Origin of the sequence: uncultured Roseibium sp. (genome assembly GCF_963675095.2) — a bacterium.
Taxonomy (GTDB): domain Bacteria; phylum Pseudomonadota; class Alphaproteobacteria; order Rhizobiales; family Stappiaceae; genus Roseibium.
Genome location: NZ_CAXXSJ010000004.1, coordinates 139,707 through 152,834 on the forward strand (window position 1 = coordinate 139,707; position 13,128 = coordinate 152,834).

General features: G+C 61.6%; 11 protein-coding genes. All 11 read right to left on the reverse strand.

Annotated features, from left to right (window positions below; all coding sequences use genetic code 11):
- Positions 1–47: 47 nt before the first annotated feature.
- The gene (gene infB, locus ABIN98_RS02355) at positions 48–2,726 is read right to left on the reverse strand and encodes a translation initiation factor IF-2 (RefSeq protein WP_346907044.1); all 2,679 of its coding nucleotides are present in this window, start codon (positions 2,724–2,726) and stop codon (positions 48–50) included.
- Between the two features lie 7 nt (positions 2,727–2,733).
- Positions 2,734–3,387 (reverse strand): RNA-binding protein, encoded by a 654-nt coding sequence (locus ABIN98_RS02360; RefSeq protein WP_346907046.1) that lies wholly within the window; start codon positions 3,385–3,387, stop codon positions 2,734–2,736.
- Positions 3,388–3,424: 37 nt separating this feature from the next.
- On the reverse strand, positions 3,425–5,074 hold the full coding sequence (gene nusA, locus ABIN98_RS02365; protein ID WP_346907048.1) for a transcription termination factor NusA: 1,650 nt from the start codon (positions 5,072–5,074) through the stop codon (positions 3,425–3,427).
- An 82-nt stretch (positions 5,075–5,156) separates the two neighbouring features.
- The gene (gene rimP, locus ABIN98_RS02370; protein ID WP_346907050.1) at positions 5,157–5,744 is read right to left on the reverse strand and encodes a ribosome maturation factor RimP; all 588 of its coding nucleotides are present in this window, start codon (positions 5,742–5,744) and stop codon (positions 5,157–5,159) included.
- 224 nt (positions 5,745–5,968) lie between these two features.
- Positions 5,969–6,664 carry a tRNA (guanine(46)-N(7))-methyltransferase TrmB gene (locus ABIN98_RS02375; RefSeq protein ID WP_346907052.1) on the reverse strand — a complete coding sequence of 232 codons (696 nt, stop codon included), beginning with the start codon at positions 6,662–6,664 and terminating at the stop codon, positions 5,969–5,971.
- 77 nt (positions 6,665–6,741) lie between these two features.
- The gene (gene metK / locus ABIN98_RS02380) at positions 6,742–7,914 is read right to left on the reverse strand and encodes a methionine adenosyltransferase (protein ID WP_346907054.1); all 1,173 of its coding nucleotides are present in this window, start codon (positions 7,912–7,914) and stop codon (positions 6,742–6,744) included.
- Between the two features lie 112 nt (positions 7,915–8,026).
- Positions 8,027–8,431 (reverse strand): helix-turn-helix domain-containing protein, encoded by a 405-nt coding sequence (locus ABIN98_RS02385; protein WP_190292948.1) that lies wholly within the window; start codon positions 8,429–8,431, stop codon positions 8,027–8,029.
- A 192-nt stretch (positions 8,432–8,623) separates the two neighbouring features.
- Complete coding sequence (gene lnt, locus ABIN98_RS02390) at positions 8,624–10,246, reverse strand: apolipoprotein N-acyltransferase (RefSeq protein ID WP_346907056.1); 1,623 nt, start codon at positions 10,244–10,246, stop codon at positions 8,624–8,626.
- A 107-nt stretch (positions 10,247–10,353) separates the two neighbouring features.
- Positions 10,354–11,484, reverse strand: coding sequence for a hemolysin family protein (locus ABIN98_RS02395; protein ID WP_346907058.1), 1,131 nt, complete (start codon positions 11,482–11,484; stop codon positions 10,354–10,356).
- A 40-nt stretch (positions 11,485–11,524) separates the two neighbouring features.
- Positions 11,525–12,061 carry an rRNA maturation RNase YbeY gene (gene ybeY, locus ABIN98_RS02400; RefSeq protein WP_346907060.1) on the reverse strand — a complete coding sequence of 179 codons (537 nt, stop codon included), beginning with the start codon at positions 12,059–12,061 and terminating at the stop codon, positions 11,525–11,527.
- Positions 12,058–13,077, reverse strand: a complete 1,020-nt coding sequence (locus tag ABIN98_RS02405; protein WP_346907062.1) for a PhoH family protein — start codon at positions 13,075–13,077, stop codon at positions 12,058–12,060. The genes ybeY and ABIN98_RS02405 overlap by 4 nt, the downstream gene beginning before the upstream one ends.
- Between the last annotated feature and the right edge of the window lie 51 nt (positions 13,078–13,128).

The window sequence follows — 13,128 nt, forward strand, 5'->3', positions numbered from 1 at the left end:
ATCGTCTGGGATCACGCCGGCGTTCGATTTCCGATGCGGCCGGGCGCTTAGAGCGTCCTGGCGATCTCCTCGACACGGAAACATTCGATGATGTCGCCGGGGCGCATGTCCTGGTAGTTGACGAAGTTCATGCCGCATTCCTGACCGGATTCGACCGACTTGACCTCGTCCTTGAAGCGCTTGAGCGTGCCAAGCTGGCCTTCGTGGATGACGACGTCGTCGCGAATGAGGCGAACGTTGGCGCCGCGTTCCACGACACCTTCGGTAACCAGACAACCCGCGACCTTGCCGACCTTGGAAATGTGGAAGATTTCCTTGATCTCCGCGTTGCCGAGGAAGGTTTCCCGCCGCTCCGGCGACAGAAGCCCGGACATGGCCGCTTTGATGTCATCCACCAGGTCGTAGATGATGTTGTAGTAGCGGATCTCGATGCCTTCGCGGGCTGCCGCTTCGCGGGCCTGCTTGTTGGCGCGCACGTTGAAGCCGATGATCGGCGCCTTGGACGCGGTTGCCAGGGTGACATCGCTTTCGGTGATGCCACCGACACCTGCGAGCAGAATGCGCGCCGCGACTTCGTCGGTACCGAGCTCGTTGAGTGCATGGGAGATCGCTTCGACCGATCCCTGCACGTCGCCCTTGAGAACCAGCGGGAATTCCTTTTTGCCGGTTTCCTGCAGGCGGTTCATCATCTGCTCGAGCGAACCACGGGCGCCGGAGGCGAGCACCGATGCCTTTTCGCGGATCTGGCGCTGACGGTAGTCAACGATCTCACGCGCGCGGGCTTCGTTCTCGACCACGGCCACCATATCGCCGGCTTCCGGCGTGCCCTGGAAACCGAGGACCTCGACCGGCTTGGACGGACCGGCTTCGGCCACCTGGTTGCCTGCCTCGTCGAGCATGGCACGAACGCGGCCCCATTCTGCGCCGGCGACAAGGATATCGCCCGGACGCAGGGTGCCCTTCTGGACCAGAACGGTCGCGACCGGGCCGCGGCCGCGGTCAAGCTGGGCTTCGACCACGATACCTTCGGCCTTGCGATCCGGATTGGCCTTCAGTTCGAGAACTTCGGACTGAAGCAGGATCATTTCCAGAAGCTTGTCCAGGTTGGTGCCCTTCAGAGCGGACACCTCGACGTCGATGACGTCACCACCCATGGATTCCACGACGATTTCGTCCTGCAGAAGCTCCGTGCGCACCCGGTTCGGATCGGCACCGACCTTGTCGATCTTGTTGATCGCGACAATGATCGGCGCGTCAGCCGCCTTGGCGTGGGCAATGGCTTCCTTGGTCTGGGGCATCACGCCGTCATCGGCGGCCACAACCAGGATCACGATATCGGTCGACTTCGCGCCACGGGCACGCATCTGCGAGAACGCGGCGTGGCCCGGCGTATCGATGAAGGTGATCTTGTTGCCGTCCTGCTCGACCTGATAGGCGCCGATGTGCTGGGTGATGCCGCCGGCTTCCCCGGTGACCACCTTGGAATTGCGGATCGCATCGAGCAGCGAGGTCTTGCCGTGGTCGACATGGCCCATGATGGTCACGACCGGCGGCCGCGGCATCAGGTTCTCAGCCGCGTCCTCAGTGGAGAACAGACCTTCCTCGACATCGGCTTCCGATACGCGCTTGACCGTGTGGCCCATTTCGACCGCGATTAGTTCCGCCGTGTCCGCGTCGATGACGTCGTTGATCTTCAACATCTGACCCTGCTTCATGAGAAGCTTGATCACGTCGACAGCACGCTCGGCCATACGGTTGGCGAGTTCCTGGATCGTGATTGCTTCCGGCAGGATCACCTCACGCACAATCTTCTCGCGGACTACCTGCTGGCTGCCGCGCTTTTCCTTTTCGCGGCGACGGCGGAGCGAGGCAAGCGAACGCGAACGCTGCTCGTCGGACCCGCCGGTTGCCGCAGAGATCGTCAGCTTGGACCGGCGGCGATCATCGCCACCGCGTGTCCGGGCCGGAGTGGGAGCCGGTTTCTGGCGCTTGACGGCACGCAGTCCACCCTTGTTCCGATCCTCTTCGCTGCTCTCTTCTTCCTCGCGAGCAGGACGGGCCGCAGCCGGACGGTCGGTACGCGCAGGGCGTGCTTCCGTCTTGGCTTCGGCCGGCTTGGCTCCTTCGGAAGCGGAGGCAGCAGCAGCCGGTGCATCGGTAGGCTTTTCGGCCGCAACGCGGGCTTCGGCTGCAGCCTTTTCGGCCGCAACGCGGGCTTCTTCTTCCTCGCGCTTCTTGCGCTCTTCTTCCTCGACCTTGCGCCGGGCTTCTTCCTCGACCTTACGGCGGGCGTCCTCTTCGGCCCGCCGCTTGGCGTCTATCTCGGCCTGCTTGCGTTCCTCGACTTCGCGGACCTGGGCCATCTTGAGCGCGGCAGCGCGTGCTTCGGCCTCTTCCTTGGTCAGGGACCGCAGGACGTTGCCGCCCTTCGGGCGCTGCTGGCCGCCGCCACGGCGGGGTGCCTGGGGCGCCTCTGCGGCCGGCCTGGCGCGCGGGGCTTCCGGCGCTTCGTCGGGGCGTTTGGCCACAGGTGCGGACTGCTCGACCTTCGGCTCCTGGCCGGGCACCACAACGCGACGCTTCTTCTTCTCAACGACGACCGCCTTCGTCCGGCCATGGGAGAACGACTGCCGAACAGTTCCCTGATCGCCACCACTCCGCTTGAGGCCGAGCGTCTTGCGCTCAACGCTGATTGTCTTGTCGCCTGGGTTTTTCGTATCGTTCATATTGCCTTCAGTCCTGCGCAACCGCACTGCCTGGGTTGCCTTGTTCGTCTGCGGCGGAATTCGACCGGAATGCTTCCAGTTCGCGCACTCGCGACAGGAAGTTTTCGCTCGCCGGCCCCGCAAGCAGTGCAGCATGTATCACATTTGACCGACCCAATGCCAAATCCAATTGAGTCGAATCGAACAAACGGACGACGGAAAGTCCGTTTACAGTGTCAAATCGGCTGGCGGCCACCGCCGTCAGCTTGCGAATTCCATCCTCGGCTGCGTCCGAGGCATGAATGAGCCCTGCGACCTCGTCGCGCCGTAGAGCCGCTTCCACTTTCGAAAAACCGGTTACCAGCTCGCCGGCCTTGCGGGTGATGGACAACGCCTGCAGGGCGTTCTTTTCCATGAGAGCGTCTATCTGCTCCGCAAGTCCCGGTTCAACCCGAGCTTCACACTTGAAGCCCCTGCCGAAAACCCGTTTCTTCTCTTTTTCCGCGGCACGAACGACGTCCTGCGCCGCGGTAATCCAGACACCCCGTCCGGGGAGCCTGCGTTTCAGATCCGGCACCACCCGGCCTTCCGGGTCGAGAACGAAGCGTATCAAACGATCCACCGGAAGTACCTTGCGGCTCACGGCACATTGCCGCTCCGTCGGTTCGTTCTTTTTCGTCACGCACTCACTCCGGCCCGGAAACCTGTGGTCGGCCAGATCAGCCGTTCAGAATTGCACCCGCGGGCACGGCTTCGGTTTCGACAGCCTCGATTTCCTCGGCTTCCTCTTCCTCGCCCTCGGCCGCCATTGCAGCCAGTTCTTCCTCGGTGACCCAGCCAGCCGCAACGCGCGCTGCCATCACCATGGCTTCAGCTTCGGCCCGCGACAGGTCCATTCCGCTCAAGGAACCCTCGAACCGTTTGGTTTCCCCGTCCTTACGCTCGGTCCAACCGATCAGATCGTCGGCCGCGCATCCGGCAAAGTCTTCCATGGTCTTGATGCCGTCCTTGCCGAGAGCGACCATCATCGCCGTGGTCATGCCGTCGATGGACCGCAGATCGTCGGAAACGCCGAGTTCGATGCGTTCCTTGTCCAGGTTCGCTTCGAGCTCTTCCAGATAATCGCGGGCACGGGCCTGGATCTCTTCCGCCGTTTCTTCGTCGAAACCTTCGATCATGGCGATTTCGTCGAGGTCGACATAGGCCACCTCCTCAACGGAAGTAAAGCCTTCGGTGGCCAGCAGCTGGCCGACCATCTCGTCGACGTTGAGCGCATCCATGAACAGCTGCGAGCGTTCCTGGAATTCCTTCTGGCGACGCTCGGATTCTTCCTGCTCGGTCATGATGTCGATGGCCCAGCCGGTGAGCTGGGACGCCAGACGCACGTTCTGCCCGCGACGGCCGATGGCGAGCGAAAGCTGTTCGTCCGGGACCACCACCTCGATGCGTTCCGCATCTTCGTCAAGCACGACCTTGGCGACTTCGGCGGGCTGGAGGGCGTTGACGATAAAGGTCGCCGGATCCTCGTTCCACGGAATGATGTCGATCTTCTCGCCCTGCAGTTCGCCGACCACGGCCTGCACGCGGCTGCCGCGCATCCCCACACAGGCGCCGACCGGATCGATCGAGCTGTCCTTGGAGATCACGGCGATCTTCGCGCGCGATCCCGGATCGCGGGCAACGGACTTGATCTCGATGACGCCGTCGTAGATTTCCGGCACTTCCTGGGCAAACAGCTTTGCCATGAACTGCGGATGGGTCCGCGACAGGAAAATCTGCGGACCGCGCTGCTCGCGGCGCACGTCGTAGATATAGGCGCGGATACGGTCCCCGGTGCGGAACGCTTCGCGCGGGATCAGTTCGTCGCGGCGGACAATGCCTTCGCCGCGGCCGAGATCCACGATCACGTTGCCGTATTCGGCCCGCTTGACCACGCCGTTGACGACTTCGCCGACCCGGTCCTTGAATTCTTCGTACTGGCGGTCACGCTCGGCTTCGCGCACTTTCTGCACGATCACCTGCTTGGCGGACTGCGCCGCGATACGGCCGAAATCGAGCGGCGGCAGCGGCTCGGCAATGAAATCGCCGAGAGTTGCTTCCGGGTTACGGGCGCGGGCGTCGTCGAGGGAGATTTCGGTCGAAACATTTTCGACCGCTTCTACGACCTGCAGGAGACGCTGGAGACGGATTTCACCGGTCTTGGCATTGATCTCGGCACGCACTTCCGTCTCGGTACCGTAGCGGGACCGGGCAGCCTTCTGGATCGCATCCTCCATCGCCGTGATGACGATGTTGCGGTCGATCGACTTTTCCCTGGCAACCGCGTCGGCGATTTGCAGCAATTCCAGCCGGTTCGCGCTGATAGCCATTCAATCCACTCCTCTTGCGCGTCTCATTTTCCGCATGACGCGCTTTTGTTTAGTCGGAAGCCCCAATGCGCAGGGCACTTCCTCAGTTGGCCTTGCTTTCAGTTTCCATCTGCGCGCCCCGCGCGGCCAGAGCCGCCTTTTCCGCTTTCAGCGCAGCAGTAATCAGATCATCCGTCAGAACCAGCTTGGCTTCGCCGATGTCTTCCAGAGGCAGTTCGAAAGTATCCTCTTCGCCCTTGCGCGCATCCGACAGGCGGACGAGCGCCGCTCCGTCCTTCACGCCCAGGAGCGTGCCTCGGAACCGTTTGCGGCCGTCGAGCATCACGGAGAGCTCGACCTTCACTTCATGGCCGGCCCAACGCTCGAAGTCGCCGGCACGGACCAACGGCCGGTCAATTCCCGGAGACGAGATTTCCAGGTGATAGGCCCGGTTGATCGGATCTTCCACATCCAGGGCCGGCGAAACGGCCCGGCTGATGGTTTCGCAGTCCTCGACGGTCATGGTGCCATCGGGGCGTTCGGCCATGATCTGCAGCGTGCAGCCGTTGGCAGCGCTGATCATGGTGCGCACGAGGCGGTAGCCGAGATCCTCGATCACGGGCTCCACAATAGCGGCCACACGGGCATCCAGCCCCTGTTCCGTTATGATTCTCGCTTCGTTTGCGCTCACGCCTTACTCCTGCAACATCCCGTAAATCCAGAAAGGAGCCGGGACAGAAACCGGCAGCCGGCGCGTGTCCGCAGCCTTCCGCCGATCAATCTCAGCAAGCCCTGTATGCAAAAAAGAGCGGGTCCCCTGCGGGCCCACTCTCAATACCGCCATATGAGCCGACTGAGGTGAAACAGCGACTGTATACAGTCAAACAACAGCAAAACGCAAGGGCTAACCCTCGTTTAGGTGGTCATCGACCGTCTGAAAGTCAAATAGCGCGGAACCCGGCCTTCACGCAGGGCCTTGGCCTCGTAGCGCGTGCCGGGCCAGCCGGCCCAGGGCCTGCGCCAATCGTCGGCGCATTCCGCCGTCCATTCGAAGGACGCATGATCGTGGCAGTGGCGCAGGGTCCAGTCCACATAGGTATCGATGTCGCTTGCGAAGCGGAACTCAGAGCCCGGCTTCAACACCCGGGCATAACGGTCCAGGTTCGCCGCATTGACGAAGCGGCGTTTCCAGTGGCGCTTCTTGGGCCAGGGATCCGGGTAAAGCTGATAGGCAAGATCCAGAGACGCATCGGGCAGCCAGTCAAGAACATTGACGGCATCGTCGTCATAAAGACGGATGTTCTCAATCCCCTCGCTTACGACCGCAGTGACGGCTTTCGCCATGCTGCCGACGAAAGGCTCCACGCCGATAAAGCCGACATCCGGATTTTCACGCGCGCGGTGCAGAAGATGCTCACCGCCACCGAAGCCCACTTCCAGCCAGACCTCGCGCACCGGCACCGTAAACAGCGTGGCAAGGTCTTCCGGTGCTGGGGCGGTCAGGTCCAGGCCCAGGCGGGGCAGCTCGTTTTCCATCAGCGCGCTGCGCTTGGGGCTGAGCGGTTTTCCCTTGCGCCGGCCGAAAAAGGCGCCTTCGTAGCGATCGGTCATGGTTTGGCTCTATACGGTTCCGCCGGCCCTGAACGGGGCCGGCGGAACGCTTTCCATTCTTGTCGTCGGATCGGGCCTCAGCCCATAGCGGTCTTCAGGTCATTGACCAGATCGGTCTTTTCCCAGGAGAACCCACCGTCCGCATCCGGGTCACGACCGAAGTGGCCGTAAGCCGCGGTGCGCTCGTAGATCGGATTGTTAAGCTTCAGATGCTCGCGAATACGGCGCGGGGTGAGCCCCATGACGTCACGCAGAGCCTTTTCGAGCTTGGCTTCGTCGCAGTTGCCGGTTCCGTGCAGATCGACATAGACCGACAGCGGTTCGGCAACACCGATCGCGTAGGACAGCTGGATGGTACACTTGTCGGCCAGATCGGCGGCAACGACGTTCTTGGCCAGATAGCGCGATGCATAGGCGGCCGACCGGTCAACCTTGGTCGGATCCTTGCCGGAGAAGGCACCGCCGCCATGCGGAGCCGCACCGCCATAGGTGTCGACGATGATCTTGCGGCCGGTCAGGCCGCAGTCGCCGTCCGGTCCGCCGATGACGAAGGCACCGGTCGGATTGACGTGCCACTGGGTGCCGTCAGTGATCCAGCCGGCGGGCAGCGTTTCACGAATGTAGGGTTCAACCACCTTGCGCACGTCGTCGGACGTCATGGACGCATCCAGGTGCTGGGTCGAGAGCACGATGGAGGTGACTTCCACCGGCTTGCCGTCTGCGTAACGGACGGTGACCTGGCTCTTGGCATCCGGACCCAGAACGCCGGCGTTGCCGTATTTACGGGCTTCGGCGAGGGTCTTCAGGATCTTGTGGGAATAAAGGATCGGGGCCGGCATGAGTTCCGGTGTCTCGCGGCAGGCGTAACCGAACATGATGCCCTGGTCGCCCGCGCCTTCGTCCTTGTTGTCCGCCGCATCGACGCCCTGCGCGATATGAGCGGACTGGGCATGGAGGTGAACTGCGACGTCACAGTTCTCCCAATGGAAACCTTCCTGCTCGTAACCGATATCCTTCACCGCCATGCGGGCCAGATGCGCGATGTATTCCTTGGTAATGGTGTTCGGACCACGGGTCTCGCCGGCGATCACGATGCGGTTCGTTGTTGCCAGCGTTTCGCAGGCAACACGCGCTTCCGGCATTTCGCTCAGATATGCATCGACAACGGCATCGGAAATACGATCGCAGACTTTGTCCGGATGTCCTTCCGACACGGATTCAGAGGTGAAGAGATAATCTTGACGGGCCATTGGCTATCGTCCTTCTGGGAATGAATATGATTGAAGCGGCGAATGAACTCGCCGCTTCAATGCGCATCAATCCTGAAAGTTCTTCCCCGCGTCAAGCGCGAACCCGAATTTCTTAGTCGTCACCGGCCAAAGAACGGACCAGATCCACAATTCTGCGGCGAACTTTGGGGTCTTCGATGCGGACGAAGGCCTTGTTGAGTGACAGGCCCTCGGAGGAGGAAAGGAAATCGACCACATAGGACGTGGGTTGAGATTCGCCAAAGCCCTCGGCTTCTTCCGGCGTACCCGGCGCATCTTCGAAGAAGAACGCAACAGGCACTTTCAAAATCGTCGCGATGTGCTGAAGGCGGCTTGCGCCGATCCGGTTGGTGCCTTTTTCGTATTTCTGAATCTGCTGGAACGTGATGCCTAAAGCTTCTCCGAGCTTTTCCTGGCTCATTCCTAGCATCATGCGCCGAAGCCGAACCCGGCTTCCAACATGAACATCAATCGGATTTGGTGCCTTTTTGCTGGGCATGGGTCTTTGGTCTTTCTTTATTAATTGGCGGTTTTCCGCCAAGTTCTCCATTTGAAACGGATGAACAAGCACCTACCCCCACGCACTTGATCAAAGTGATCCCGACACAACAAGCACGCTTCACCGCGCTTCGTCATCCGAAGCAATGTCACGGTTGTATCACAAGGTATTCACATTCCCCAAGCAGAAAAATCAATTTTTACGCGAACCCGGGTTGTATCGATGTTTTGAAAGTAAAACAAAACTTAAAATTGAAAATATCACAAAGATCACGTCACCGTACCCTGCGTAAACTGTCATGGGTAAACGTTCGGGTAACCTGCTGTCGATTACGCCTCTGGACATAAGTGGCAGCAAATCGAGCACCCGCCCTTTCGCGTCTATGACCGCGGAAATCCCGGTGTTTGCAGCTCTTACGAGGGGGATGCCTTGCTCGATTGCCCGCATCCGGGCCTGGGCGAAATGCTGACGCGGCCCCGGCGTATCGCCGAACCAGGCATCGTTCGTTACATTCAAGAGGAACCCCGGGCGGACATCTGAAGCGCCTGCGAAATCCGGGAAGATCGCCTCGTAGCAGACCAGCGGCAGAAACGACGGGGCCGTCTGCGGCACCATGACGCGGTGTCTGAGGCCCGCATGAAACGTTCCCGGTGCGTCCACGAGCTGCTCCAGTCCCAGACGCTGGAGCAGCGGCCGCAAAGGCAGATACTCGCCGAACGGAACAAGATGGACCTTGTCATAGACGTCCTGCACCTCACCTTGCGGATCGATCAGATAGACGCTGTTGTAATAAGCCGGCCCGTCGATCGAGCGCTCGAACCGGATCGCGCCGGTGATCAGCATGGTCTGCGGCGGAAGCGCCTGCGAAATCCGGTAAAGCGCTCCCGGTTCGTGAGTCAGGAGGAAGGGAACGGCGGATTCGGGCCAGATAATGAGCCGGTCGTGGCCGATCCGGGCGGTTCCGCCAAGCGGCTTGTAGGTCAGGTCCAGATAGGTATCGAAGATCCAGTCCTTGTTCTCCGGCACCCATTTCTCCGTCTGGGCGATGGACGGCTGGACGACACGCACATCCACATCGCTGAAACCCGGGTCCGCGACAAGATCAAGGCGAACGAAGCCGAAGACCGCCATTGCGGCAAGCAGCGAAAGTGCGGCGGCGAGGCCGGAGATCCGGACGCGCAATGGCCTGTGATCGGCCAGGACCGCCGGCAGGGCAAAGATCAGCACCGCCAGAAAGCTCAGGCCATAGATGCCGATCAGGCTTGCCGTCTGCGCCAGAACCAGAGGCTTGGAGAACGCGTAGCCGAATGCGTTCCAGGGAAAGCCCGTCAGAACATGGCCCCGCACCCAGTCGGCAAGCGACAGGAACAGCGCCAGCGCCAGAACCCGGCTCCAGCGATCGGTCCAGAACAATGCAGCCAGCGCGGTGCCGGCCGCGATGAAGAGCGCTAGCCCTACGGGCATGGCCAGGACCGCAAAGGGTATCATCCAGGCAAACCGGTCGGCTTCGACAAGGAAGGCGCTGCCGATCCACCACAGACCGGCCAGAAAATATCCGAACCCGAACCACCAGCCGATGGAAAACCCGGACACGATACGCCTACGGATGGATTGCCGGACACCGGTTTCAATCGCCCCGTCCAACAGCCAGACAAAGGCCGGAAAGGTCACGAAGAGGAGGGGAAACCAGCCATAGGGCGGGAGCGCGAATGCAGATACGCCGCCCGCGACGAACGCCAGACCACGTCTGCGCCAGCCCCAGGCAAGCAGGCAGGCGTTGGGCACCGCCATCAAAGCCCCAAGGCTACGCTCCATCGCTTTCAGTCCCCGGCCGAATCGCTCTGCACCCGAGCTTTGCGCCGCACACAATCCGGGGTCAAGTCCCGGATCGGAACGCAAGATCGTCGGTTGGGAAATGGCGTTCAGTCTTCTGCGGGCGGTGGTCCGGAACTTGCCGGAGCATCGGGTTTCTTCACCCGCCTGCGTTGCTCCGGCAGTCTGCCGTCGAGCTTGCGGCGGCGGATGCGCAGGCGCTTGATCCGGCGCGGATCCGCGTCCAGCACCTCGAACTCGTACCCCGGCAGCCCGGGAGCGGCCAGGAGTTCGCCGCGTACCGGCACACGTCCGATCGACACGAACAGCAACCCGCCGAGCGTGTCGACGTCTTCGGAAATCTCGCCCGTGGCGAATTGGGTGCCCAAGGTCTGGTCGAGCTCCTCAAGCGGAAGCCTCGGATCGGCGATCCAGCCGCCGTCCCCGGTTTCCGCCAGCATCGCTTCCTCGTCCTCGTCGTGCTCGTCCTCGATATCGCCGACGACTTCTTCCACGAGATCTTCCAGAGAGACGAGACCGTCTGTTCCGCCATATTCATCGATGACCAGCGCCATCTGGATCCGGTCCGCCTGCATCTTCGCCATCAGATCCGTGGCGGGCATGGACGGCGGCACGAACAGCAATTCGCGGATCAGGCCCGCTTCCTTCAGCGATCCTGACAGATCGACGCGGGACAGATCCAGTTCGCGCAGATTATGGCCGCGCGGCGGGGCTTCCTCGCCGTCCTCAGCGGACGTGCCCGGCTTGTCTTCACCGACGGATGCCCGCGCGGCGATGAAGGCCATCAGGTCCTTGATGTGGATCATGCCACGCGGATCGTCGAGGGTTTCCTCATAGACCGGCATGCGCGAATGACTGCTTTCCTCAAACAGCTCCATCACGCGGCTGAGACTGGAGCTGCTTTCCACCGCATCGATATCCGCCCGGGGGATCATCACATCGTCGACGCGCAGTTCTCTCAGGCGCAGGATATTGCCGAGAAGCATGCGTTCTTCCGGCGAAAAGGCCGTGTCGCCGCTGCCCTCGCGGGCCAGTTCGTCTTCGAGGTTTTCCCGCAGGCTGCCGGTCGCCCGGCGCACGCCGAATATTCGTCTGATCGTATCCCAGATGGCCGCCGCCTTCGGCGGCCCGCTCTGTTGCGGATCTTCGGCGTCCTGCTTGGCCGCGCTTTCGAATGGCGCGGAAGAGGTTTCGGGACTTCGGGCTTCTGAAGCAGTCATGTCGTCAATCTAGAATCTAGGCGTCTCAAAATGGCCTGGCTCAATTCTCATCCGCAAGTAGCGGCCTGTCCTGATAGGGGTCGGCAATATCCAGCCTTGCAAGGATCGTCCTTTCAAGCTGTTCCATCGCCTCGGCCTCGTCTTCTTCCTGATGATCATAATCGAAAAGATGAAGAATTCCGTGAACAATCAGATGGGTAAGGTGATCGGCAAATTCAATTGCCAATTCGTCCGCTTCGCGGTGAACGGTTTCACTTGCCAGAACGATGTCGCCGAGCATCGGTCCATAAGTTTCACATTCCGGATCGCTTGCCGGAAAGGACAGCACATTGGTCGGCTTGTCCTTTTCGCGCCAGCGCCGGTTCAATTCCCTGATCGAGGCATCGTCCGTGAACAGCAGCGACACCTCGGAACCCGGAAAAACCTCCAGCTTCCCGACACTTAGGGCAGAGCCGATCGCACGGGTGCACAGCCTTTCCAGCGCCGCTTCTTCCGGCCAGTCACCGGCCTCGATGCTGAGGTCGATCTGGAAGCCTTCGGGCAGAGCCTTTTCCGGATCTGCCGCCTGCGCCGTCATTGTGCCGCATCCGCCTCGCCGGACCGGCGGCGCTCGCGCTCCTGCAACACCTCGCGCGAGGCGTTGTCGTAAGCCGTCACGATCCGGGCCACGAGTTCGTGCCGGACCACATCGGCCTCGGTAAAGCGCACATGAGCCACGCCTTCGACGTCCGTGAGCAGCGAGAGCGCCTCACGCAGGCCGGACATCTGGCCCGGCGGCAGATCGACCTGGCTCGGATCGCCGGTAACGATCATCTTAGACCCCTCACCAAGACGGGTCAGGAACATCTTCATCTGCATCGATGTGGTGTTCTGCGCCTCGTCGAGCAGCACCACGGCGTTGGAGAGCGTGCGGCCGCGCATGAAGGCGAGCGGTGCGACCTCGATCATGCCCGACTGCAGGCCGCGGTCGACCTTTTCCGGCGGCATCATTTCGTAGAGCGCATCGTAGAGCGGACGCAGATAGGGATCGACCTTTTCCTTCATGTCGCCGGGCAGGAAGCCCAGGCGTTCGCCCGCTTCCACGGCCGGGCGGGACAGGATCAGGCGCGCGGCATCGCCGCGTTCGATCAGGGCTGCCGCGTAGGCAACGGCCAAAAACGTCTTGCCCGTTCCGGCGGGCCCGGTCCCAAAGACAAGATCGGCGCGGTCCATGGAGCGGATATAGGCATCCTGGGTCGGCGTTCGCGCGACGATCGTCTTGCGCCGGGTGGAAATCTGCGCGAAGGCGAGACGAGACTTCGGCTCCAAGGTCGGCAATGGCAATTGCGCTTCCGCGGCCGCCGCCATGCGCAGCGCGCCATCCACATCTCCGGGATGAACTTCGTGGCCCTGCTGCAGGCGCTGATACAGTGCCTCCAGCGCGGTGCGTGCCTGGGCGCAGCCCGCGTGGCTTCCCTTCAATGTGACCTGATTGCCGCGCGCAACCGCATCGATGCCGAGCCGCTGTTCGATCAGAGCGAGGTTCTGGTCGAACTGGCCGAAGAGATCACCGATGAGCCTGTTGTCTTCGAACGCGAGAACGATATGCGTCATGTCGGATGCCGGAACCGCTGATGTCTCCGAACCCTTGCGAGCCGTTACTTG

Bases quoted from the DNA above. Each gene is read 5' to 3' on its own strand.
- infB (WP_346907044.1), bottom strand. From the start codon at position 2,726: ATGAACGATACGAAAAACCCAGGCGACAAGACAATCAGCGTTGAGCGC.
- nusA (WP_346907048.1), bottom strand. From the start codon at position 5,074: ATGGCTATCAGCGCGAACCGGCTGGAATTGCTGCAAATCGCCGACGCG.
- ABIN98_RS02375 (WP_346907052.1), bottom strand. From the start codon at position 6,664: ATGACCGATCGCTACGAAGGCGCCTTTTTCGGCCGGCGCAAGGGAAAA.
- metK (WP_346907054.1), bottom strand. From the start codon at position 7,914: ATGGCCCGTCAAGATTATCTCTTCACCTCTGAATCCGTGTCGGAAGGA.
- ABIN98_RS02385 (WP_190292948.1), bottom strand. From the start codon at position 8,431: ATGCCCAGCAAAAAGGCACCAAATCCGATTGATGTTCATGTTGGAAGC.
- lnt (WP_346907056.1), bottom strand. From the start codon at position 10,246: ATGGAGCGTAGCCTTGGGGCTTTGATGGCGGTGCCCAACGCCTGCCTG.
- ABIN98_RS02395 (WP_346907058.1), bottom strand. From the start codon at position 11,484: ATGACTGCTTCAGAAGCCCGAAGTCCCGAAACCTCTTCCGCGCCATTC.
- ybeY (WP_346907060.1), bottom strand. From the start codon at position 12,061: ATGACGGCGCAGGCGGCAGATCCGGAAAAGGCTCTGCCCGAAGGCTTC.
- ABIN98_RS02405 (WP_346907062.1), bottom strand. From the start codon at position 13,077: ATGACGCATATCGTTCTCGCGTTCGAAGACAACAGGCTCATCGGTGAT.